14 protein-coding genes and 1 pseudogene are annotated in these 24422 nt (G+C 59.0%); 11 read left to right on the top strand and 4 right to left on the bottom strand.

What is annotated here, in order from left to right:
- Positions 1–66: 66 nt before the first annotated feature.
- The 6 genes and pseudogenes from PW789_RS11160 (at position 67) to PW789_RS20115 (ending at position 6078) form a co-directional block, all read left to right on the top strand.
- Entirely contained in the window at positions 67–1491 is a 1425-nt protein-coding gene (locus PW789_RS11160; RefSeq protein ID WP_299375946.1) for an outer membrane beta-barrel protein, read from the top strand.
- A 107-nt stretch (positions 1492–1598) separates the two neighbouring features.
- Entirely contained in the window at positions 1599–1685 is an 87-nt protein-coding gene (gene kdpF, locus PW789_RS20110; protein WP_367182567.1) for a K(+)-transporting ATPase subunit F, read from the top strand.
- Positions 1686–3449 (top strand): potassium-transporting ATPase subunit KdpA, encoded by a 1764-nt coding sequence (gene kdpA / locus PW789_RS11165; RefSeq protein WP_299375949.1) that lies wholly within the window; start codon positions 1686–1688, stop codon positions 3447–3449.
- Between the two features lie 18 nt (positions 3450–3467).
- Complete coding sequence (gene kdpB / locus PW789_RS11170; protein ID WP_299375953.1) at positions 3468–5507, top strand: potassium-transporting ATPase subunit KdpB; 2040 nt, start codon at positions 3468–3470, stop codon at positions 5505–5507.
- A gap of 9 nt (positions 5508–5516) precedes the next feature.
- Positions 5517–5939, top strand: a pseudogene (locus PW789_RS11175) (potassium-transporting ATPase subunit C); the annotation flags it as partial.
- A complete protein-coding gene (locus PW789_RS20115; RefSeq protein ID WP_367182538.1) occupies positions 5935–6078 on the top strand; it encodes a potassium-transporting ATPase subunit C in 144 nt (47 codons plus the stop codon). The pseudogene PW789_RS11175 and the gene PW789_RS20115, both read left to right, overlap by 5 nt.
- A 19-nt stretch (positions 6079–6097) precedes the next feature.
- On the opposite strand, the gene PW789_RS11180 is transcribed toward PW789_RS20115, so the two are convergent.
- From PW789_RS11180 to PW789_RS11190, 3 genes are all read right to left on the bottom strand, one after another.
- Positions 6098–7615: a YdiU family protein gene (locus PW789_RS11180; RefSeq protein ID WP_299375956.1), complete on the bottom strand. Its 1518-nt coding sequence runs from the start codon at positions 7613–7615 to the stop codon at positions 6098–6100.
- A gap of 115 nt (positions 7616–7730) precedes the next feature.
- Positions 7731–10280, bottom strand: a complete 2550-nt coding sequence (locus tag PW789_RS11185) for a glycogen debranching protein (protein WP_299375959.1) — start codon at positions 10278–10280, stop codon at positions 7731–7733.
- 196 nt (positions 10281–10476) lie between these two features.
- Positions 10477–13947: a TonB-dependent receptor gene (locus tag PW789_RS11190; protein ID WP_299375962.1), complete on the bottom strand. Its 3471-nt coding sequence runs from the start codon at positions 13945–13947 to the stop codon at positions 10477–10479.
- 195 nt (positions 13948–14142) lie between these two features.
- Here PW789_RS11190 and PW789_RS11195 point away from each other — a divergent pair, with 195 nt between their 5' ends.
- The 5 genes from PW789_RS11195 to PW789_RS11215 all read left to right on the top strand — a co-directional run bounded on the left by PW789_RS11195 (position 14143) and on the right by PW789_RS11215 (position 22984).
- Positions 14143–15483 (top strand): hypothetical protein, encoded by a 1341-nt coding sequence (locus PW789_RS11195; protein WP_299375965.1) that lies wholly within the window; start codon positions 14143–14145, stop codon positions 15481–15483.
- A gap of 317 nt (positions 15484–15800) precedes the next feature.
- On the top strand, positions 15801–17084 hold the full coding sequence (locus PW789_RS11200) for a TolC family protein (RefSeq protein WP_299375972.1): 1284 nt from the start codon (positions 15801–15803) through the stop codon (positions 17082–17084).
- Positions 17085–17258: 174 nt separating this feature from the next.
- Positions 17259–18365 carry an efflux RND transporter periplasmic adaptor subunit gene (locus PW789_RS11205; RefSeq protein WP_299375975.1) on the top strand — a complete coding sequence of 369 codons (1107 nt, stop codon included), beginning with the start codon at positions 17259–17261 and terminating at the stop codon, positions 18363–18365.
- Positions 18365–21472 carry an efflux RND transporter permease subunit gene (locus tag PW789_RS11210; RefSeq protein WP_299375978.1) on the top strand — a complete coding sequence of 1036 codons (3108 nt, stop codon included), beginning with the start codon at positions 18365–18367 and terminating at the stop codon, positions 21470–21472. The genes PW789_RS11205 and PW789_RS11210 overlap by 1 nt, the downstream gene beginning before the upstream one ends.
- 144 nt (positions 21473–21616) lie before the next feature.
- The gene (locus tag PW789_RS11215) at positions 21617–22984 is read left to right on the top strand and encodes a hypothetical protein (protein WP_299375981.1); all 1368 of its coding nucleotides are present in this window, start codon (positions 21617–21619) and stop codon (positions 22982–22984) included.
- Positions 22985–23146: 162 nt separating this feature from the next.
- Here PW789_RS11215 and PW789_RS11220 read toward each other — a convergent pair whose 3' ends face one another.
- A complete protein-coding gene (locus PW789_RS11220) occupies positions 23147–24367 on the bottom strand; it encodes a glycoside hydrolase family 99-like domain-containing protein (RefSeq protein WP_299375984.1) in 1221 nt (406 codons plus the stop codon).
- Positions 24368–24422 lie beyond the last annotated feature (55 nt).

Raw genomic sequence — 24422 nt, forward strand, 5'->3', positions numbered from 1 at the left:
TTCTTAACGCCTTCTCAACGGACTTTCTACGGCCTCGGCAGCTTCAATAGCTTCCGAGGCCGTTTCATGAAGTCCACCGCTCTACTCGTTCCCGCACTCACACAACTGATCCTCGCAACCGCGGTATCGGCACAAACTCCACGACCTCGTCCTCTCACCGACGCAGAGCGTGACGCCGAGATTCGCGAGATCCACAAGCAGCTCGATACCCTTTCCGCGCGGCTCGCAGCTCTCGAAGCTCAGACGGCTAATAGAGACGCTCCAGCAATCGCTGCCCACGATGACGCCGAGTCGTCGATGCCTCCGACAGCGATCTCCGCGAAAGCCGGAGCCGCTTCTCAACCACTCATTGACACTCCCGATACGCCCGCGAATCTCGGCTTCCTCCACGGCACCACGCTCAACTTTGGCGTCGACGGCTACTACGGTTACAACTTCAACGCCCCCATCGGTCGCGTCAATCTTCTCCGTGCCTACGACGTGACGTCCAACAGCTTCAACATCAACCAGGCAAGCTTCATGGTCGAACACCTCCCTACGGCCACGGAGCGCCTCGGCGGACGCATCGATCTCCAGTTCGGTCAGGCCACCGAAACCCTGCAGGGATCCTCCAGCAACGAGGAGCGCCCTCAGGTGTGGCGCAATCTCTTTCAGGCCTACGGCAGCTATCTCGCCCCCATCGGCTCCGGCCTCCAGATCGATTTCGGTAAGTGGGCTAGTTCTCTCGGCAACGAAGGCAATTACACCAAGGACCAGATCGCCTACTCGCGCTCCTTCAGCTTCGATTACCTGCCTTTCTACCACATGGGCTTGCGCGCCAACTACAACCTCACGCCCAGGCTCAACGTCGCTTACTGGCTCGTCAATGGTGCCAACGACACCGAAGATCTCAACGGCTTCAAATCGCAGGCCTTCCTCTTCACCCTCAAACCTGCTAGCTCACTCACCTGGAACATCAACTATTACTTCGGCCAGGAAGCGCGTGACGTCGAGCCCACGATCAACACCAACGCTCCACCATCGCCGACGCAGCCCGGTCTGCCTACAGCCAACATCACTCCAGCGCCCAACGGACGCGAACACATCTTCGACACCTACGCTACCTGGAAACCTACCAGCAGGCTGACTCTCATCGGGGAGGCAGACTACGTCATCCATCGCACGCAACAGCAACAATCACCCTCCCACGTCGCGCTCGGCAGTCTCACCACCAAATATTCGCTTGCCCGCAACTGGAATCTCGGCGGCCGCTTCGAATACTTCGACGACCGCAACGGCCTCTTCAGCGGCAAAGCACAGGCACTGAAAGAGTTCACCTTCATCTCCGATCACACCCTTACACCCGGCTTCCTTGTACGCGCCGAGTACCGTCGCGATTTCTCCAACCAGCCCTACTTTCTAACCGACACCATCGGCGTCCTTGTCCGCTCGCAGACAACCGCCACACTCGGCCTCGTCTACTGGTGGGGCACCAAGCAAGGCATCTGGTAACACGGAGGTCCCATGCCCGACATCATCGCCATCGTCTCCTTCTTCCTCTTCTTCCCGATCTGTCTCTTCTACGTCGTCGGCTGCAAACGCCTGAAAGGCTCTCGCAAATGATCCTCAATGCATCGTTGCTCACCGTCTCGCTCGCCCTGCTGGTCTATCTTGTCTACGCCCTGCTTCGCCCGGAGAAGTTCTAAATGTCTCTCAATGGCTGGTTACAAATCACGCTCTTCATCGCGGCTGTTCTACTGCTGGCCAAGCCGATGGGGATCTATCTCACGCGTGTCTTCAATCGCAGCTCCACTTTTCTCGATCCCATCCTGCTTCCCTGCGAACGCTTCCTCTATCGCCTCACCGGCGTGAATCCCGAGCAGGAGATGCGCTGGACCGAATACGCCACGGCAATGCTCGTCTTCAGTGCCGCGACCATGCTGCTCACCTATCTTGTCGAGCGCCTGCAGCACATCCTTCCACTCAACCCGCAGCATCTCCCCAACGTCGAACCTTTTCTTGCCCTCAACACCGCGGTCTCTTTTACCACCAATACCAACTGGCAAAGCTACGTACCCGAAGCCACGATGAGCTATCTCACCCAGATGCTCGCCCTCGCCACACATAATTTTTGGTCCGCTGCCGTAGGTATGTCCCTTGCCATCGCCTTCATCCGCGGCATTGCGCGGCGTGAATCCAAAACCCTCGGCAACTTCTGGGTCGATCTCACTCGCGGAATCTTCTGGGTTCTTCTCCCTATCTCCATCGTCTTCTCCCTCGCTCTCGTCTCGCAAGGTGTCGTGCAGAATCTGCGCCCCTATGACACATCAAAGCTCGTCGAGCCACAGATCTCCATCTCCTCCGACGGCAAGACCTCGACCATCACCACGCAGACCATCGCCCAGGGCCCCGTCGCCTCGCAGGAGGCCATCAAGATGCTCGGCACCAACGGCGGCGGCTTCTTTAACGCCAACAGCGCACATCCCTTTGAGAATCCAACCCCGCTCACCAACTTCCTGCAGATGCTCGCCATCTTTCTCATTCCCGCTGGACTCACCGTTACGCTTGGCCAGATGGTCGGCTCTCCGACACACGGCTGGGCTGTACTCGCAGCAATGGTTGTTCTCTGGTTCGCCGGAACCTTCACCTGTTACTGGGCTGAATCGCAACCGAACCTCATGCTTCACGGCGTCAACCAGCATGTCTCCGAACTACAGTCCGGCGGCAACATGGAGGGCAAAGAGGTCCGCTTCGGCATCACCAACTCCGCTCTCTTCGCAACCGTTACCACCGATGCCAGCTGCGGCGCCGTCAACGCCATGCACGACAGCTTCATGCCCCTCGGAGGAATGGTGCCCATGGTCAACATTCTTCTTGGCGAGATCGTCTTCGGTGGCGTTGGTGCAGGCCTTTACGGGATGCTCATCTTCGTCATCATCGCGGTCTTCATCGCCGGACTCATGGTCGGACGCACCCCCGAGTATCTCGGAAAGAAGATCGAAGCCTACGACGTGCAGATGTCCATGCTCTATCTGCTCATCTTCCCTCTCATCATCCTCGGCTTCGCCGCTATCTCCGTACTCATGCCCACTATCGGACTCGCCAGTCTCGCCAACCACGGCCCCCATGGACTCAGCGAGATCCTCTATGCCTATACTTCGGCTACCGGCAACAATGGCTCCGCCTTCGCTGGACTCAATGCCAACACGCCCTGGTACAACAACTCCCTGAGTGTCGCCATGTTCTTTGGCCGCTTCATGATGATCATCCCCATGCTCGGCGTCGCAGGAAATCTGGCAGGCAAGAAGATCGTTCCCGCATCCGCTGGAACCTTCCCAGTGACCACGCCACTTTTTACCCTGCTGCTGACTGGCGTCATTCTCATCGTCGGAGCGCTCACCTTCTTCCCCGCGCTCTCGCTCGGCCCCATTCTTGAACACCTTCTGCTGCGTGCCGGTCACGCGTTCTAAGGCAAAAAGGAGAATACCTTGTCATCGCATGCCAACCGCCGTTCCCTGTTCGATGGGAAGATAGTTCGTCGCGCTTTCTTCGACGCGTTCGCTAAGCTGAGCCCAAGACTCATGATGAAGAACCCCGTCATGTTCGTTGTCGAGATCGGCAGCGCCCTCACCACTATTCTTCTCATCGCCGACTTCGCCACGCACAAGACCGGACTCCGTTTCAACCTCCAGATCACTCTCTGGCTCTGGTTCACCGTCCTCTTCGCCAACTTCGCGGAAGCTATGGCTGAGGGCCGCGGCAAAGCCCAGGCCGACGCCCTCCGCCAGGCAAAGTCTGAGACCACCGCCTACCGCATCATCAAAGGAGAGGTTCACGAAATTCCAAGCTCGCAGCTCCGCGTCGATGATGTCGTTCGCGTCACCGCCGGTCAAATGATCCCCGGTGACGGTGAGGTCATCGAAGGTGTCGCCTCCGTCGACGAGTCCGCCATCACCGGTGAATCGGCTCCCGTCATCCGCGAAGCAGGTGGCGACCGCTCCGCCGTCACCGGAGGCACACGCGTTCTCTCCGACGTCATCACCGTCCGCATCACCTCCAACCCCGGCGAGACCTTCCTCGACCGCATGATCGCCCTCGTCGAAGGCGCCGAGCGCCAGAAGACCCCCAATGAGATCGCCCTCAACATCCTTCTCGCGGGACTCACCATCATCTTCCTGCTCGCGGTCGTCACCCTCCAGCCATTTGCCGTCTACTCCGGCGCACAACAGACCATCTTCGTCCTTATCTCCCTGCTCGTCTGCCTCATTCCCACCACCATCGGCGGCCTGCTCTCCGCCATCGGCATCGCCGGCATGGATCGACTCGTTCAGCACAACGTCCTCGCCACCTCTGGCCGCGCCGTAGAAGCCGCTGGTGACATCAATACCCTCCTGCTCGATAAAACCGGCACCATCACCATCGGCAATCGCCAGGCATCCGAATTCGTTGCTGCTCCCGGCATCGACGAACGCACGCTCGCTGATGCCGCGCAGCTGTCCTCTCTCTCCGACGAGACCCCTGAAGGGCGCTCCATCGTCGTTCTCGCCAAAGAAAAGTACAACCTGCGCGGACGCGAGCTGGCCCACCTTAACGCCGAGTTCGTCCCCTTCTCCGCCATCACCCGCATGAGCGGCATCGAGGTCGACGGCCGCAGCATCCGCAAAGGCGCCGTCGACGCTATCGCCAGCTACCTCCAACAGCACGGCTCGGGCTTGCCCACCGAGGTCCGTGCCTCCGTCGAAAAGATCGCGCGCAGCGGAGGTACTCCGCTCGTCGTCGCCGAAAACGGTTGCGCGCTCGGTGTCATCCATCTCAAAGACGTCGTCAAAGGCGGCATGCGCGAGCGCTTCGATCAACTCCGCGCCATGGGCATCCGTACCGTCATGATCACTGGCGACAATCCCCTCACCGCCGCGGCCATCGCACGCGAGGCTGGCGTCGACGACTTCCTCGCCGAGGCCAAACCCAAGGACAAGATGGACCTCATCAAGCGCGAGCAGGCCGATGGCAAGCTCGTCGCCATGACCGGCGATGGTACCAACGATGCCCCCGCACTCGCACAGGCCGACGTTGGCGTCGCCATGAATTCCGGAACGCAGGCCGCCAAAGAGGCAGGCAACATGGTCGATCTCGACTCCAACCCCACCAAGCTCATCGAGGTCGTCGCCATCGGCAAGCAGCTCCTCATGACACGCGGCGCACTCACCACCTTCTCCATCGCCAACGATGTGGCCAAATACTTTGCCATCATCCCTGCCATGTTCGCAGGCGTCTTCCCTGTGCTCAACGCGCTCAACGTTATGCATCTGCACAACGCGGAATCCGCCGTCCTCTCGGCCGTCATCTTCAACGCACTGATCATCGTTGGCCTCATCCCGCTCGCGCTCCGCGGCGTCAGCTATCGACCCATGTCCGCCGCCGCACTGCTGCGCCGCAATCTGCTCGTCTACGGACTTGGCGGCATCATCGTCCCCTTCATCGGCATCAAGGCCATCGACATGGCTATCACCGCGCTCCACCTCGCATAAGGACCCGTCATGAAGAAGCTCTTCCTCACCGCAACGCTCTACACACTCATCACAGCCGTTGCACTCGGCATCGTCTATCCCGCGCTTGTCACAGTACTCGCACACGTCGCCTTCCGCGACAAAGCCGACGGTCAGCTCATCCAGCGCAATGGTCAGATCGTCGGCTCACACCTCATCGGACAGCCCTTCACCGGCCCAGGCTACTTCCATAGCCGCCCATCTGCCGCAGGCACCGGCTACGACGCCTCCGCATCCTCCGGCTCCAACCTCGCCTCCACCAATAAAGCTCTTATCGATCGCGTCAGCGCCAGCGTCGCCCATGAAGGCACAGCGGGAGCCGTTCCTCCGATAGATCTGGTCACTGCTTCTGCCTCTGGTCTGGACCCCGACATCTCTCCCGCAGCCGCGTTCTATCAGGTTTCACGCGTTGCACGAGAGCGACACCTCACTGAAGCTGCTCTTCACACCCTCATCGAAGAGCACACGACACCCGCGTCAGTTCGGCCTCCTCGGCGAACCTCGCGTCAACGTCCTCGAACTCAATCTTGCTCTAGCCGATCTGCATCCCTAGCCAGTGCAGCTTGGCGCTACTATGTCCCGCAGAAGGTTCTGCTGACATATTCTTCCGGACGAGCAGGTCGTGCGTACTCCTCCAGCTCTGGCCTCTCGTCATACGGCTTCGCCAGCACCCTCAGTAGATCCTCAAAGACCTGGAAGTCCTGACGATCCACCGCCGCACGAATCGCCGCCTCCACCAGGTGGTTGCGAGGAATGAACATCGGATTCACCTGACGCATCGCCTGCGCGCATTCCTGCCCTGAGACCGCATCCTGCGACAACCGCTCTCGCCACGCCATCTCCCACGCGTCGAACGCCGCAGGATCGGCAAACAACGCCCGCACCCCGGCATTGCCTTCAACACTCTCCGCCGCATCGCAGAGCCTGCGAAACATCAGCGTGAACTCCGCACGATTCGCTTCCATACGCTTCAGCAGATCATCGATCAGAGCGACATCTTCATCACGCTCCGTCTTCAGGCCAATCTTCCGTCGCATCCCTGCATAGAATGCTGCCTCGAACTGAATGCCAAACTTCTCCAACGCCTCATGCGCAGAAGCCAGCCCCGCCTCATCGCTTCCCCCCTCCTCCTGCACCAGAAGCGGCAGCAGTGTCTCCGCCAGCCGAGCCAGATTCCAGTGCATCGCATGAGGCTGATTGCTATACGAATACCGTCCCTGATGATCAATGGAGCTGAACACCGTACGCGGATCATAAGTCTCCATAAAGGCGCACGGCCCATAGTCGATCGTCTCCCCTGAGATCGACGTATTGTCGGTATTCATCACTCCATGCACAAACCCGAGCAGCATCCATTGCGCCACCAACGCAGCCTGCCGCGCGATCACCCCATCCAGCAGCGCACGATATCGCTTCGTCGCACTCTCTGCCTCCGGATAATGCCTGCCGATCGCGTAGTCCGCCAGCGTGCGAATTCCCTCGACGTCTCCCTGCCCAAAGAAGTACTGAAACGTCCCCACACGCAGATGACTCGCCGCCACCCGCGTCAGCACCGCTCCCGGCTGAATCGTCTCGCGGATCACCGTCTGCCCCGTCGTCACCGCTGCCAGTGCACGCGTCGTCGGCACCCCCATCGCAGCCATCGCTTCGCTTACGATGTACTCCCGTAGCACCGGCCCAAGCGCCGCCCGGCCATCGCCGTTGCGCGAAAATGGCGTTCGACCCGATCCCTTCAGCTGAACGTCGTACCGAACGCCATCGCCGCCAATCACCTCGCCCAGCAAATTGGCGCGGCCATCGCCAAGCTGTTTCACGAAGTACCCGAACTGATGTCCCGCATAGGCCATCGCCAGGGGCTCCGATCCCTGCGCCACACGATTACCCGCAAGCACCTCCACGCCTTCCTCACTCGCGAGAGCAACCGCATCCAGCCCCAGCCTCGCCGCAAGCTCCTCATTCACCTTGATCAACCGTGGCGCCGCCACGCGCACTGGCGCCACCCGGGAGTAAAACCTCTCCGGCAGCCGAGCATAGCTATTGTCAAAGTGAAACGAGACGCCTTCGAGCGCAGAACGATTCGTAAAGCCCATATCTATATTCTGCTTGAATCACCGGAGATCTGCTTCACAGCCTCCAACTCACAATGCAAATTGTCGGTCTAGCCCTCAATTCCCCAGAGACTAGGCAGGCATCCTCTCCAAGAGGTCACGGTTGCCAGCGCAACGTCACCTGCCTGTTCACGACACCGCTATCCTGCGGAAGCTTGATGTGCAGCGCGTTTTCGCTCAGACGCTCTGCTCCATCGGTCTTGATCTGCAGCTTTTCCGCATTGCGACGGACGAAGAAGTCGACGTTCGATCCGGCGAGGCCTTCAACGGTAAGGGACAACTGGCTGGAGCCATAGGTCTCACTGATCACACGAGGCTGTGCTGTGACGGAGCCAGGCTCGGGCAAGCCTTGATCTTCAAAACCTATCTCCACTGGTGGTAATGGAAGTTCGATGCGATGCTGCTGCGCCGGTCTTGCGGAGCATGGCTTCTGCGCGTCCGGGTTGAGGCAGAGGACGGTTTCCTTGTCCGAGCTGGCCACGACAATCAGCTTCCTCCCCCGGCGCTGAAGCGACACCTGGTAAAAGTCGTCTCCGACACGAACGTTCTCCACCTGCGCCTCATCCCACTGCGCCGGGAGGTGCGGGTGAAGCTGGAGAGTATGGTGCAGCGCGTCCGCCTCGATACCGAAAAGACCGCGAATGGCGGGAGAGAAGGTCATCGCGGACGACCATAGCTGATGCGAGGACGATCGTCCCAGCGGCTGAAAGAACTGTCCGGAGATCACCTCTGTCACAAAGCCGGGGTCCTGTTGCCAGGTGAGGTCCACGTTGCGCATCAGCGTCGCATAGCCTGCGAGCGGCTTATTGCCGCGGTACTCCGCCATCGCGGCCCAGCCAGTGAAGAGCGGCCAGACGGTTCCCTGGTGGTAGCTGATGGGATCGTAGACGCGCTCACCTTCGGCGACGGCGCGAACTCCCCAGTCGGTGGCGAAGCGGAAGTTAGCCCAGCCACTCAGGCTGGCGTCGGGCTGCGGAAGATACCTGGCGTCCGTCCACATGGCGACGGCGGGAAACACCGTCGCGGTATCGTCATACGCCCCATCGCGACCGCGGGAGAAGGCATAGCGACCATCCCGCAGCTGGTAATGTGCAACGCTTGCGGCAATGTGAGCCGCCGTTGTTCGCGCCGATCCCGCGAGATCGGTATCGTTCATCAAGCCGGCAAGCTCGCTCATGTGGTCGCTGGATATGCCGTCGAGCGCGGCGAGATAGATCTCCTGGTGCGGCATTACAGGAGGCCAGGCTTCAACCCATCCTGTTCCCTGGCTGTTGTCATAGACGCCGTCGGTGTCATGCGCGCGATCGAAGGCGTACGCCTTCTTGACCTGCTCCCAGTGATCACGCAGAAAGGCGAGATCGCCGGTTGTCCTGACGTAGTCGTAGATGGCCATGATGTAGAGCGGCGTGGCATCGGCGGCGGCGTACTCATAGCCGAAGTTCGACCACTTCATCACGCCGTCGAGCGAGTCGGCGGTCAGCGAGTACTCATGCATGATCTTGCCGTCGTCGCGTTGGCGGCGGCTGATAAATTCAAGAGCCTGCCGCGCGAGATCGCGATCGCCATAGCTGTTGACGGCATATAGGCTCCACAGGGTATCGCGGCCGAAGTACCAGCCGAAGCCAGGCCGCGTCGAATCGAAAGACGGGTACCAGCCTGCGACCAGACCGGTCTCATCGCCGGTCTTTACCTTGCTCTGCTCGATTGCGATCTCATCCCAGCGCAGCGCCTTGTTGAGATTCTCGTTGGGGGTCTTTACGGTCAGGCGATGGTCGAAGAAGTGCGCGTAATAGTCGCTGGTCTCGCGATACAGCTGTGGAAGCGCCTCGGACTTTGCAACGAGTCGCGCCATCATGGCGTTGACCGCGGCCGGGGAGTTGGATTCTCCTCTGGCTGGAAGTTCCGTCAGAAGAGGAAAGTAATGTCCACTGTCTCGTCTGGGGTCGAAGCGCACCTTGAACTGCATGGGCAGGCTCTCGGGACGCTCCTGGTAGGGGAACAGGACACCAGGCTCCGCATTGGGCATGGCGATGAAGCCGAAGTTAGCCGGATTATCGGTAGACATGACGTAACCACCGCCTGTGCCCATCGGAACCCAGCTCACGCCGGGGCGCCCGAACTGCGGCGCAGGCCACTGCTGCACCATTGCAGGCTCCATCGAGATGGTCAGCGTAGCCGGCCGCGTGGACTCGATCTCGAAGAAGACGATGGCTCCGCTGCCTGCTTTGGCTTGCGGTCCTGCCGGAATGAACATGTGCTGCCGAACCGTAATCGCAGCATGGGAGTAGGTAATGGTTGTGTGATCTGGCTCCACGTCAATCGCAGCCGCGATGGAGTTGAGCTTGATGGGAACGGCGTATCCGTCAAGCTCAGCCGTGATCTGAAGATTGCTGAAGACCTTGGTAGGAAGATCCCACAGCTCGATATTGCCGTTCTGCAGGCCGAGGATAGCTCCCGAGCTGCCTGTCACCGTGAAGGGAAGATTCGGCTTCACCGCCTGCCGAATATGCATCGCTGTGCTGGACAAAGTAAACGCCGGAACCGTGTTCAGCGTCGGGTGCTGCTGCGCAGACAGATAAGGCGAGCAAGCCGTCCATACGACGGCCAGCATGGCGATCGACAATAGTCGGCACAGGCGAGATCTCATACATCCTCTTCCAAGACAGTCCAATGACAGTTCAATCGTTACATTGATGCTGCGCGCCGGGGCTCGCAACAACTTCAACAAGAGCAGAAGCGATTGCGGATGGAACGCAGCAACAGAGGTGCGCCCTGCGGAACAGCATGGGAGCCACATGAATCGGTGACGCGATCGTTCCATGTGGCTCATGCTGCGTACAAGGTTAGAACGAAACGCGAGCGGCAAACTGTAGCTGTCGCATGTTCGTGTTGGGCTCCAGCGAGGTGATGGTGCCGGTCGTATTGGTCGTGCAATCGACGCAGCGTGCGTTAGAGGCAGTTGGGATATCCAGGGCCGTGTGATTGAAGACGTTGAAGGCCTGGAACTGGAACTGCCCCTTGAAGCGTTCCGTGATCGGAATGTCTTTGATCAGCGAGACGTCTGCGAAGAAGTCGCGGGGACCGACGAAGGAGTTGCGGCCGATGTTGCCAAACGTTCCGAACGCGGGCCGGCTGAAGGCGCCCGAGGTCATGCCGTTGGCAGTCATGGGAGCGACCGGGGTGAAGTACTGCCGCGCATGACTCGACGTATTTAACCCACCGGCGCTCATGTTGAAAGCGCCTGCCTGTCCATTCGGACGGCAGTCGCTTGTCACACCGGGGCTGCCGAAGTTGGTATCGAGATCCTGATCGCTTCCGCACTCGGCGTAGGTGACGGTGAAGGGCCTGCCGCTCTCCCACGTCGTCTGCCCGCTGAGGTTCCATCCGCCGATCACGGTGTCGGCCACACGATTCATGTGGTTGGCGAACATGCGATTTCGGCCGAACGGAAGCTCCGCGACGCCGCTCAGGACGAGGACCTGAGCGCGATTGGTGTCGTTGGGACCATAGCTGGCCTGACGATAGTTAGCGAAGGCCGCGTCATTGGCAAAGTTAGTTGCCTTGGACCAGGTGTAGTTTGCGTTGAACTGCACACCGTGGGCGAAGCGCTTCTCCAGCTTGGTCTGCAGAGCATGGTAGGTGGCGCGTCCGGAGGGCTGCGCCGAGGTCATGCTGTTGGAGCAGCAGGTGACAACGGCTCCGTTATAGAGGCTGACGTACTTGTTGTAGTAGGGACGACGAGCGACCGTATCGCTCAACTGAGCAGGAGACGTCGGCAGTACGGGCGAGTTGAGGTCGTAGCCATAGGTTTCGCCCGGATACACTCTTTCGCCGACGTTGCCGACATAGGCTACGTCCAGCGTCAGGTTGCTTCCGAACTGCTGCTGAAGAGCGAGATTGAACTGGTCGACCTTGGGGAGCTGAATGCGCTCCCCGCGGAACTGCTGCGCGTACTGATCCTGGAAGGGAATAACTCCAGTGGCAGGAACCAGGGGTGCGCCTGGACGAATGGGCGGAGAAGACAAGCTCGTCACATAGCCGCCAGTCGTGCCGATCAGGCTGGAGTTCTCGTTCGCCTGCACGGGGAGGTTATGGGAGAGCACGCTGCCGAAGAGGGTTCCGAAGTAGCCGACGTTGTCATAGATCTGTCCGACGCCGCCGCGGATCACGGTGTTGGGATGGACCTGATAAGCAAATCCAAAGCGGCCTGCCAGGTTCATGTAGTCCATCTTCTGGTTGCCGTTGGTTCCGTAGGGTCCGACTCCCGCGACGCGGATTCCACCGGTGGCGAGCGAGGCGAATCCACCATGCCCGGCACCGTTGACGGTCTCCGGGAAGATGAGATCCCAGCGGACGCCGTAGTTGACCGTCAGCTTGGGCGTGAGACGCCAGGAGTCCTGCCCGTAGAAGGCACCGCGCTTCTGATAGCTGTACTGGTCGTTGATGTAGACATCGAAGCGCTGGAACTGCGCCGCGTAACCGACCAGCAGGGATGCGAGATCGAGACCGGTGCTGCCTGCGCCCGACGTGGAGCTTCCTGCAAAGACGAAGCGTCCGGCGCGGTTGTAGTCGCTGGCATTACGGATGTTCTTGGCATAGCGAAGATCGCCGCCAAACTTCAAGGTGTGATTGCCGACGGTCTTGGTCCAGTTATTGACGATCTGAAAGACCTGCTCACTCTGCAGCAAGGGGCAGTTGCAGCCCTCGGTGCCGAAGCCGCTCAGTCCTCCTTCGTTGAAGTCAAAGGTCGGCGAACCGGAGGAGTCCGGGGTGACGTTCAGATTTGGAATGCCTGCTGCGGTTGCGGGCGTTGAGCCTGCATCGTACTTGCTCTCGGCGACGTGATAGCTGAGAAACCCGAAGCGGAGATCGGCAACGAGGGTCGGCCTGACCGCCCAGTCCATCCCTGCCGTTGCGCTCTGATTCTGGACGCTGGTGTTGCCGGTCGTATTGCCGAGGCCGAATCCAGTGCCGCCAGCGGCGCCGAAGACGGGTGCCCCCTGCAGGCGGAAGTTGGCGTAGTCGTAGCGTCCGAAGAGATGGATGGTGTTGGACAGGGTGTGATCGAGACGGAGGTCCGCCTGATCGCCGTCGACCTTGCCATTGCCGGAAGCGGTGTAGTTGTTCGCCGTGCCGGAGGCGGTCGGGGCAGGAAGAGCCTTCATCAAGGTGATCGCCTGGGGCGAGAGGGCGGAGACTGGAATGAGGCCTCCTGTTGTGCTGTAGGGTACCTTCGTCGCCGGGTTATAGAGGATCGACGAGGTGTACTCACGCAGGTCGCAGTTGCCGGTTCCACCGTTCAGGCAGGTGTTGCGCACAGTATTGGTGGGGACGTTCTGCTGGACACTGGTGCCGATGCGGCGGCGGAGGCCCTGATAGTCCATGAAAAAGAAGGATTTATCCTTGATGATCGGACCGCCGAGCGCGCCGCCGAACTGGCTGTAGAGCTCACTGGGGATATATTTGCCCGTTACCGGATCGGGCGCATACTGCGAAAAGGGATTGCGCGCATAGAAGGCATCGCTGCGGCGGAACAGGAAAGCATCGCCGTGCAGGCCGTTGCTGCCCGACTTGGTCGTGACGCTGATAAATCCGCCAGCGGCTCCGCCGAACTCTGCTTCAGGGTTCTGGGTGGTGAACTTTGTCTCCGCAATGGAGTCGATGTTGGGGTTGATGACGATGATGCCCAGGACCGGATCGCGATTATCGGTTCCGTCGAGGATGAAACCCTGTTCTCCATAGTTGGAGCCGTTCGAGTTCAGCGCCAATCCACCCTGCGGGTTTTCAGGCCCGGAGATGTTGAAGGTCGAATGCTGCATGCCCGGAGTCAGAAGAGCGAACTGCGTCAGGTTGCGGTTCAGGTTCGGCAGGTTCTGCACAGAGGTCTGGTCGAGAACCATCGCTACGTCGGCACGATCCGTCTTCAGGACGGGAACATAATTTGCCGAGACGGTGACGCTCTCCTGTGCGCCGGCTGTCTGGAGCGCAAAGTCAGCCTTTTGTGCGGTATCCGCATGAACCTCGATGCCCTTGGCTTCGGCAGGAGAGAAGCTTCCGGATTCGACAGTCACAGTGTAGGTGTCGGGGATCAGGTGGTCGGCTCTCCAGGAACCGCCTGCATCGCTCTGGACGATAGACGTTGTCCCCTTCGCCACGTCTAGGACGGTAACTTTTGCGTTTGGCACGACCGCTCCAGTGCTGTCGGTCACCGTGCCATAGATAGAACCATAGATAGCCTGCGCGTGCGTTGCCGCGGGTAGCATCAGCCCAATTACTCCTGTAGCGAGCCCCAGCCTCAAAACGGACAATTTCATCTGTCTTCTTGTAAACATCCCTTGCCTCCAAAACCAAGCCTCAAAAACGACTCTTGTTGCCGCGAGACCCTAAATTTGCGTCTCATATATGGATCCTTTAAGGATCGCCGACCACATTGCTCGGATGCATGTAGAGCTGTCTATCCGTGCTCGGGAGATTTGACCGTCAATTTCACGGTGTGAAAGACTCGAAACGTGGCAAAAATGGCACTCGCGCAACTTGAGCAACATGAACAATTCAAAGGAGATGTTCGCTGGGATCTCGTACAGCGGGTAATCGGGAGTAAACCCTTCCAGAACTCTGCCCGGCTGCGTGATTTTCTGCTCTATGTCACCTCCTGCGCGCTCCGCGAGACGCCGGATGAAGCGACCGAACAGCATATCGGGATCCATGTCTTCCATCGTCGTCCAGGTTTTAACTCGACCGAAGACAGCATCGTTCGCAGCCAGGCACGGCTGCTCCGAATCAAACTCGCCACCTACTTCGATTCCCCCGAGGGAGTAGCGGAGCCGATGGTGATCCGAATTCCCAAGGGACACTATCTCCCCGTCTTCACCGACAACCAGCTGGATGGCGATGCCGAACCGGCTCTGCGTCCCGAGCCGGAGGTCGCCGCAGTAGCACCGCACGCGAGGGTATCGGCGGGAGTCCACGATGAGGAATCTCTTCTGGCGGCGATGCCGTCACAGGCGCACCAGCCGATCTTGGCAGATGATGCTGCAGCGGTAATCCTGCCTCAAAGACGGAAATGGCTTCTTTGGGCCATCGGGTTGATCGGTCTCTTTGCCGTCGCCGCGGCAAGCTTCCTGCTGGGAAAGCGCATGGCCGCCCCCATCGCGCCAGATCGTGCAGTGGAGCATTTATGGCATCCGTTTCTGATTGGGGCCGAGCCCCTGGTGATCTACAGCAACGCTTCGTTTATCGGGGATTCCAGGACCGGTATGCGCTATGCGGAGCCTGATGGAACCGGATCGACAGGTTCGGGTCCTTTGATTGACACGTACACCGGCATCGGAGAGCTTTCGGCGGTCCGCGAGATCACCCGCCTCTTCGACTCGACGAGCGCAAGGTTCGTGCTGAAGCGGAGCCGGCTGGTTACGTGGGATGAGGCTAAACTCCACAACCTGATCTTCATCGGCTCGATCGCCGAAAATGCATCGCTGCAGGTTCTGCCTCACGCCGACGACTTCGTTCTGACCGCGGAACCGGGACAAGCCGGATTTATCAATCGGCACCCGAAAGCGGGTGAGCCCTCGCGCTACATGCGTCCGGAACGGCCTCCTGCGCGGGATTACGCAGTGATTGCTCTTCGCCCTGGAGCGGACAACGACCTGCGCACGTTCGTTTTTAGCGGACTGACAACCCTCGGTACCGAGGCCGCAGTCGAATTTGCCACGTCGCGCCCTGGTGCGGAACAACTGCTTGCTGCAGCGACCAGCAATCAGCAGGTTCACCCCTTCGAGGCCCTCCTCGAGGTGGATATCAGCGGCGGCGTTCCGATTCATAGCCGGATCGTTACGATGCGCGTCCACTAGTCGATCTCGCATCGCCACTTTTCGCCGGCATCTCAAGAGCTCAACCTGACTAAAGCAAAGCGTCCTTCACCATCTGCGTCAGGACTCCATCCATATAGTCTTCACCGAGACAATCTACTCCTGATATCCCACACATGCTGCGCTGCATCTTGCTCCATGGAACCGCCCATCTGCAAATTCGGCCCAGGCAAATGTTTCGAGAGGGGGATTCAGCAGATATTCAGTGAGGCTTAAGGTCCTTCTCGTAAGTTAGCGAGATGGCTGGAAGGTCGTTTTCTTTTCATACATTCGCCGCCTCATTCGGCTTCGTCGCAGCAGTGTCCCTGCTCGCGTCCGCGCAACAGGCAGATTTGCCGCGTCATGTCTCGCTGACAGAAGCGATCCAGCAGGCACAGGCGAATGAGCCCATATTTGCTGCGGCTGTGGCAGCGCAAAAGACGATGAAGATCGATAGCTATCTGGCGAAGGCCTCCCTGCTTCCGTCCGTCACCTACCACAATCAGATGCTCTACACCCAGCCCAACGGCCAGACGAACCAGGGTGGGCAGGTTGGCACGCAGTCATCTCCCATCTTCATTGCGAATAATGCCATTCATGAGTACACCAGCCAGGCATCCATCAACGAGACCGTCGGACTCAAGCAGCTCGCTGATGCCCAGGTCGCATCGGCAAACTCGGCTCGTGCCAGCGCCGAGCTCGAGATCGCAAGACGAGGCCTCGTCTCCACCGTCGTCAGCCTCTATTACACCGTCAGCACCGCGGAAGAGAAACAAAAAGTCCAGGCAGAAGCGCTCCAGGAGGCTCGGGATTTCTCCTCGTTGACGCAAAAGCGCGAGGCCGTTCGCGAAGTCGCCCACGCCGACGTAGTCAAGGCAGAGCTCCAGCTGCAGCAGCGACAGCGCGATCTAGCGGATGCAACGGTCCTCGCCAGCAGGGCGCGTCTTGAGCTTGCCGTCCTCCTGTTTCCCGATCCTCGCGCCGCCTACACCACCGACGCCCCCGCCTCCTCGCCGCCTCTCCCCACACGCGATGAGGTCAACCAGCTTGCCTCGACCAACAATCCGGAGATTCGCAGTGCGCTTGCCGGCCTCAGGGCATCCGATGCCGGGGTCAAATCCGCAAAGGCAGCCTACCTTCCCGACGTCGCACTCAACTTTACGTACGGCATCGATGCGCCACAGTTCGCCAAACGCGGCCCCGACAACGTTCCAAATCTTGGCTACTCCATCGGTGGCACGCTCGATATCCCTGTCTGGGATTGGTTTTCTACGCAGAAAAAAGTCAAACAGAGCGAGATCCTCCGGGACGCGGCCAAGGTGACACTCACCGCGGCGCAACGTCGCCTGATCGCCACTCTTGAAGAGAGCTATGCAGAAGCAAGTACTGCGCGCGATCAGCTCGATCTCCTCGATCAGAGCGTTCACACCGCAGCGGAGAGCCTGCGGCTGACCAAGCTCCGCTACGCGGCTGGCGAGGCCACCGCACTGGAGGTCGTCGACGCCCAAAATTCATACCTCACCGCACAGACATCGCAGGCCGACGGACTGACACGCTTTGAAACCGCCTTGGCGGCACTCCAGGTTCTTACAGGAAGCATTTGATCTATGAGATTCCACGACACCACTCGATCAATTTCAACGCGCTTTATTCTCACTGCTGCTTTCCTCTGCCCCCTGGGTTTGAGTGCATGTAAGAAAACCACAGATGATACCGCTCCATCTGTCGTCACGGTCGAAGCGGAACATCCGAAGCTCGGCGATATCTCGGAGCACGTGATGGCTGACGCCACGCTCTCGCCGCTGGCTCAGGCCGCCATCTCTCCCAAGATCACCGCGCCCGTCCGAACCTTTTACGTCCAGCGCGGCGCAAAGGTGAAGGCTGGCCAACTGCTCGCGGTCCTTGAAAACCGGGACCTCTCGGCACAGGCGCTCGACAATCAGGGTCAGCTTACCGCTGCCCAGGCGGCCTACGACATGCAGACCAGAGCCCAGGTTCCTGAAGATTATGCGAAGGCCGAACTCGATGTAGCTCAGGCGAAGGCACAGCTTCATCTCCAGGAAGAGATCGTCATCGCGCGGAAGAAGCTTTTTGAAGAAGGCGCCATCCCCGGACGAGATCTCGATACGGCCGTCGCAGCCCTCGCCCAGTCCCAGGCTGCCTACGACATCTCCACGAATCACCTGACCTCGCTCAAGAGTGTCAGCAGAACTGCCTCGATGGAACTCGCAAAAGGCCAGCTCTCCTCCGCTAAGGGCAAGTACCAGGCAGCGGAGGCACAGGTCTCTTATGCAGAGATTCACAGCCCGATCGACGGCGTCGTCACAGATCGATCTCTCTTCGCGGGCGAGACGGCCAGCACCGGCACGCCGCTCGTTACCGTGATGGATACATCGTCTCTGCTGGCGAAGGTGCACCTGTCCCAGATCGTCGCTCAGCGCCTGAATCTTGGCGATAGCGCCGAGATCACCATCCCGGGCGTGGACGAGCCAGTCTCCGGGAAGATCACCCTCATCAGCCCGGCACTCGATCCCGGCAGTACGACCGTCGAGGTCTGGCTGAAGATCGACAACAGTACCAGCAAGTACAAGGCCGGCACCCCGGTGCGCGTCTCCATCATCGGACGCACCGTCCTCAAAGCCGTAAAGGTCCCACTCGTTGCGGTATTAACGGCCGAAGACGGATCGAAGTCGGTCATGGTGGTCAACTCGTCCGGCGCCGCCCATAAGGTGAATGTTCAGCTCGGCATCAACGACGGTGAAGATGTACAGGTCACTCAGGGGCTGAATGGCTCCGAGACCGTCATCACAAAAGGGAGCTACGGTCTGGACGAAGGAACCAGGGTCACTGTGGGCAAGGCAGACGCAGAGGGAGACGCGAAGTAATGAGCCAGCAAACGGCTGTAGCCTCGAATCCCTATTGGCTCGTTCGCTTTCGGGGACCGATCTTCTTCTTCCTGATCGTCCTCTCGCTCGCAGGAATCTACACAGCACAACGAGTCCCGATCTCCGTCTTCCCCGACACCAGCTTTCCTCGCGTGGTCATCGGTATCGACAACGGTGTCATGCCTGTCGAGCAGATGCAGGTCACCGTCACAAAACCGATCGAAGACGCCATCAACTCCGTGCCGGGCCTGGTCACCGTCCGGTCCACCACCAGCCGCGGCTCTGCAGAGGTCAGCCTCTTCTTTGACTGGAACGTCGATATGTTCCATACGCTTCAGCTGGTCGATGCGGCCTTGAGCAACGCGCGGCAGGCACTACCGGCCACAGCGACCATCACCACCAATCGGCTCACCTTCGCGACATTTCCAATCCTCGGTTATAGCCTCACCTCCGATCGTCTCTCGCAGACACAGCTATGGGAGATCGCCACTTATCAGCTCAAGCCTCCGATCAATCGTGTTCTGGGCGTCAGCACCGTAACCGTCCAGGGCGGGAAGGTGCCTGAATACCACATCGTTCCCAACATGGCGAGAATGCAGGCAGCCGGCGTCACCATCCTCGATCTCGTGAACGCCGTGCAGGCATCCAACATCATTGACTCGCCCGGCCTCTACGAGGCCAATCATCAGCTAGTCCTGGGTCTGGTCGGAGCACAGGCTCACGACGCACACGAGTTGGGCGGGCTCGTCGTCAAGAGCACTGCAGGCGGAAACGCCGTCCGTGTCTCCGACGTCGCCACCGTTCAGCAAGGTGTACTGCCCGTGTACACCACCGTCACGGCCGACAATAAATCAGCCGTCCTGCTTAACATCACTCGTCAACCGGCCAGCAACACCGTCTCGGTCGCCGATGCCATCGCAGTGCAGGTCGAGCAGCTCAAGAAAACACTGCCCGCCGGCGTGCAGCTCAAGCCCTACTACGATCAATCGGAGCTGGTGCGCGAGAGCATTCGCAGCGTGCGCGATGCCATCCTCATCGGGCTCGGCCTGGCCTGCATCATTCTCTTCCTCTTCCTTGGCGATTGGACCTCCTCACTGGTCGCTGGCCTTGTGATTCCCGTCACCGTCGCTATCACCGTGCTGTTCCTCTGGATCCTCGGTGCCAGCTTCAATCTCATGACGCTCGGGGGGCTGGCCGCCGCAATCGGTCTCGTGATCGACGATGCCATCGTCGTCGTCGAAAACATCGTCCTGCATCGCGACAACGGCGAGTCGCGCGAAAAGGCTGCCCGTCTGGCCCTGCGCGAGATCGCCGTTCCTCTCGTCGGATCCACCATCACCCCAGTGGTCGTGTTTCTTCCACTCATCTCTGTCACCGGTGTCACAGGAAGCTTCTTCCGCGCGCTGGCCATCACCATGACGGTCGCGTTGCTCAGCTCCCTGCTGCTCGCAGTGACGTGGACACCCGCGTTGAGCCTCGTCTTTCTCCGAAGTCATTCTTCGTCCCAGCCGGCACACCATGACGAGCATGGCCGCGCGATGACCGCCGTTCTTCGCTGGCATCAGAAAATTCTCTCCTGGGCTCTCTCGCGCCCGTTGATGCTGCTCGGCCTCTGCGGCGCTCTCGTCGTCGGCACCTACTTTGGCTATCAGGCGTTAGGCTCCGATCTCCTTCCATCCATGGATGAAGGTGGATTCATCCTCGACTACATCATGCCTGCCGGCAGTTCCCTCACCGAGACCAATCGCGTCCTTGAGCACGTCGACAAGATCCTTCACTCCATCCCCGAGGTCGAAAGCACCTCTCGACGAACCGGTCTGCAGATGGGCCTCGCCGCTGTCACCGAAGCCAACACTGGCGACATGACGGTGAAGCTCAAGAAGAACCGGAACCGCGACATCGAAGAGATCATGGCCGAAGCCCGCGCTAAAGTAAAGGAGACAGAGCCGCAACTCGACGTCGAGCTCATCCAGGTCCTTCAGGACATGATCAACGATCTCTCCAACGCTCCTGAACCAATTCAGATCAAGCTCTTCGCGGCCGATCCCGAGCTGCTGAACAACATTGCACCTCGCATCGGCGACGCCATCAGCAAGATTCCCGGTGTCGTCAGCGTGGAAGATGGTATTGAAAATACCATCAGCGGCCCTGCAACGAATTTTCAGGTCAATCCAACCGTCGCTGGACGCATGGGGTTCACTCCACAGGAAGTGGCAGAGGATGCCACCTCCATCCTCGACGGCGTGACGACAACCGATCCGCTCATCGCCAATGGTCGTCCCTACACCGTGCGCGTACGCCTCGGAGAAGAGACAAGACAATCGCTCGACACAATTGAAAACACCGTCTTCAACAGCACAACGGGCAAGTTGGCCACCCTCGGCTCTCTTGCGCAGATCACGCAGCTGCCACCGCAGAACCAGATCCGGAGAGAAAACCTCCAACGCATGGTTGTCGTCACCGCCCAGCTGGAAGGTTCGGACCTTGGGACCGCCATCGTCAAGGTGCAGCACACCGTTGCTGCGATGCACCTGCCTTCCACCGTTCGCATCGAATACGGAGGAACCTACCAGGAGCAACAGCAATCGTTCGGGCAGCTCCTCCAGGTCCTGATCATCTCTCTCGCTCTCGTATTCGGCGTGCTGCTGGTCGAGTTCCGCAACTTCTCCGCTCCGGCAGCAATCCTGACATCCTCGATTCTCTCCGTGGCAGGCGTCGTCTTCGCTCTCCTCATCACCGGCACCACCTTCAACGTCGCCTCGTTCATGGGACTCATCATGGTGATCGGTATCGTCGCAAAGAATGGAATTCTTCTCCTTGACGCTGACGAACGCTACCGGCGAGAAGGTTCTTCCGCCATGGACGCCATGCTCCACGCGGCCCAGCGTCGTCTTCGCCCCATACTCATGACAGCCACCGCGGCAATCTGCGGCATGTTGCCGCTCGCCTTCGCCCTCGGTGCCGGATCGCAGATGCTGCAACCGCTGGCGATTGCTGTCATCGGTGGCCTGCTGATTTCGATCCTCCTCAGCCTGATCGTCACGCCCGTCGTCTACTACCTGCTCACATTCCGGCGTCACGATGCCAGACCTCTGACACAACTGTAGTTCAGGGATGCGCGAGACCAGTGAAAGCAAAAACGCTGGCGTTACACATATACGAATCGGCGGACTACTAGAACCATTGAAAGGAGTAGGTTGCTGCATTTGTTGTAAAAAAATAACCTGTGATCAACAGGACCAATAACCATTATGAAAAAGAAGCAATTCGAAACTGCAGGCCTGGCGACAGATTCCTCCCCAATCTCCGAGACCATGGAGCCGACCGCCCTCTTCACCCGGCGTGAAATGCTGGGAATTACCGGCATGGCTGGTTTGGCGGCTTTGACCGGTATCAGTCCCGATGCGGTTGCGCAGACTTCGCAAAAACGGCCTCGTATCGCCTGCCTTGTCAGCTATTGGGGTCTGCCGACTTCACATGCGGACTGGATCGTCAACAAGCTGTTGGATGGTTATTGGTGGCACGGCGCTTACACGCCTTCGCGGGTGGACGTGGTGTCTGTTTACATCCATCAGCTGGACACGAGCTTACTGGGCCAGAAGGTATGCAAAGCGAAAAACATTCCCATCTATAAGTCAGTCGGCGAGGCTGTAACACTTGGGGGTAACGAACTTGCGGTGGATGGCGTTGTCATCGTCGCTGAACATGGGAATTATCCAACCGATCTCAAGGGGCACTGGCTGCTGCCGCGCTGGTGGATCTACCAGCAGGTGATCCGGGTCTTCGAGCAGAGCAATCGCTCCGTGCCCATATTTAGCGACAAGCACCTCTCCTATAACTGGGACGACGCCAAGTGGATGTTTGACAAGTCCCGTGAACTGAACTTTCCTCTTACCGGCGGGTCGTCCATACCGACTTATTTCCGCAAGCCCGAGATAGAACTCGCTATCGATACGCCCATCAGGAACTCGATCGTGGTTGGAAGCTGCCCGGATGAGGGAGCCATGTCCCATTGTGTCGACGTGCTGCAGGCATTTGTAGATCGCCGCAAGGGCGGTGAGACAGGCGTCAAATCCGTGCAATCCATTCGTGGACCTGAAACATGGAAGTGGGTCGAAGCCAATCCCTGGGCCGGTAATCTGCTTGAAGCAGTGCGGAAGAATTTTGACCTGAAGCCGGGACACTTTCAGGAGGGCAAGCGATCAAACGTCTGCATCGTGGAGTACAACGATGGGACCAACGCTGCGGTTATTTCGGGCGAGGGTGTGGGGTGGACCTATGCCGGCGAAATCGCAGGGCAAAAAGACCCAACGATCGTCTCGATGCTTGGCTGGCCCGGCCCCATCTCGCAGTACCATGCTGCGAACGCCCACGAGCACTGGATCACCGAGATGATGCTGACTCGAAAGGAACCGTTCAATGCCGAGCGCTTACTTCTATCAACCGGAATCGTGAACCACTACATGGATTCAAACTGGGAGAACGGCCGTTACTCTGCTGTCGGACGCCGCATCGAGACGCCGTTCATGAACATGAACTATCACTCCACACACGGACCGCTCTTTGAATCGGGGCAGCGGCCGCCGAATACCCCCTACATACGGGGATTTGAGTCATAGGCTCTGCATGGCTGTGGCATCAACGGGGCTTATAGTGAGTCGCGGGTGTTTACGCCCGCGACTCATGCGATGGTGAAGGAAGGATCAGGAGCAAATCCACTCCGGCCATCGCTTAGTTCTGCAGCAGATTTTCCCTCACTTCCCATACTTCTGAACAAATCGTCAAGATGATCGAAATACCTTGCGGACTGCATCGAGGTACGCACTCCCGTGTTCCACATCAGGTTCGAGATAACTCCCTTCAGTCCACTCATTCCAAGAGTTGAGGGTGATCAACTGTTTGCCTCTGGGCAGTTGACTGAGTGCAAACTGTTTTGCCGAACGAAGCGCCTCTTCGAATGCCTCCGGCGAGTTATTAACGACGACCGAGGTGAAAGGGTAGCCGCCTACACGGAAGTTGTCCGTTTGACACGTACGAGGCGTGGCATCCCACCCAACGGTTACGTTAGGGAAATACATGCAACCCAGTTCTGTAGACGTTTGACTGCGGTACGCCTCGTACTGGCGACGTATGTCTGCATATTCCGTGGTGCATGCGTTTGAAAGATGCGCATGATGGATCCACACATAGGAAGTAGTGCTGTCGATGCGCAGCTGCTGCAGCAACTGTGGCAAGTTCTTGACCTCAGCCTCACCCGGTAGAAGCTTCACTCCCCATGTGACTGCGTTGATGTGGACACCAGGAAAGCCTGCGGCACGGGCCTTCTGGCGAAGCGCATCGAGTGCGAACGCAGCCTGCGAGACTCCTCCAATCCCTTCTACAAAGCGAAAGAGTTCGTAGATGGAGAAGTAAGGCTCTCCATCCAGCTTGAGGTACGAGGGATGTTGGAAGAGTTCGACCACACGCTGACACATTGCATCGAAGGCGTTACGCGAAATGCCGCCATGGAACTGCATCCTCCCGGGGCTATCGAGCTTCGCAGGGTGTAGGTCGATCCAATTGTGGTTCGCCCACATCAGTGCAAAGCGAACGTCTTGATTGTTCGCGGCCTTAAGGTAGCCGTTATCGAGGGCACCATTCAGAAAAGGTCCATCCTCATACCAATACCAATCGAACAAGAGCGCATCGACACCATGTTGGCGAGCGGCGGAGATCTTCTGACTGAAGCCTTCCGGCGTGGACTCGTCCGCATAACCCCATTGCGGCACCTTGGGCTGATTGTGGCCTGGAAAGCGCGGGGTTGCCGCCTTGACGAGGTTCCATTCGGTCCAGCCGTTGCCGTGAGCCTTCTCGTTCCGAGGGTCCACGTGAAAGTTGCCAAAATAATAGGCCGCGGTAATCAGACCATCCGGTTTTTTGGATTCAGCCGAGGCGCTTCCGGAGCTGAGTCCTCCGTTCAGCAACACAGTGCTCGCTCCCGCGATAAATTCACGACGATCCATACCTCTCCTCTTGGCAAACTTCTTCCAATTGACTGTTTCCATTGCGTCCGGGATC

This window comes from Edaphobacter sp. (assembly GCF_028283685.1).
Classification (GTDB): domain Bacteria; phylum Acidobacteriota; class Terriglobia; order Terriglobales; family Acidobacteriaceae; genus Edaphobacter.

What these genes read in the sequence shown, in the direction of transcription:
- PW789_RS11190 (WP_299375962.1), bottom strand. Translation starts at nt 13,947, where the DNA reads ATGAAATTGTCCGTTTTGAGGCTGGGGCTCGCTACAGGAGTAATTGGG.
- kdpF (WP_367182567.1), top strand. Translation starts at nt 1,599, where the DNA reads ATGATCCTCAATGCATCGTTGCTCACCGTCTCGCTCGCCCTGCTGGTC.
- kdpA (WP_299375949.1), top strand. Translation starts at nt 1,686, where the DNA reads ATGTCTCTCAATGGCTGGTTACAAATCACGCTCTTCATCGCGGCTGTT.
- PW789_RS11160 (WP_299375946.1), top strand. Translation starts at nt 67, where the DNA reads ATGAAGTCCACCGCTCTACTCGTTCCCGCACTCACACAACTGATCCTC.
- PW789_RS11215 (WP_299375981.1), top strand. Translation starts at nt 21,617, where the DNA reads ATGAAAAAGAAGCAATTCGAAACTGCAGGCCTGGCGACAGATTCCTCC.
- PW789_RS11205 (WP_299375975.1), top strand. Translation starts at nt 17,259, where the DNA reads ATGGCTGACGCCACGCTCTCGCCGCTGGCTCAGGCCGCCATCTCTCCC.
- PW789_RS11210 (WP_299375978.1), top strand. Translation starts at nt 18,365, where the DNA reads ATGAGCCAGCAAACGGCTGTAGCCTCGAATCCCTATTGGCTCGTTCGC.
- PW789_RS11185 (WP_299375959.1), bottom strand. Translation starts at nt 10,280, where the DNA reads ATGAGATCTCGCCTGTGCCGACTATTGTCGATCGCCATGCTGGCCGTC.
- PW789_RS11220 (WP_299375984.1), bottom strand. Translation starts at nt 24,367, where the DNA reads ATGGATCGTCGTGAATTTATCGCGGGAGCGAGCACTGTGTTGCTGAAC.
- PW789_RS11180 (WP_299375956.1), bottom strand. Translation starts at nt 7,615, where the DNA reads ATGGGCTTTACGAATCGTTCTGCGCTCGAAGGCGTCTCGTTTCACTTT.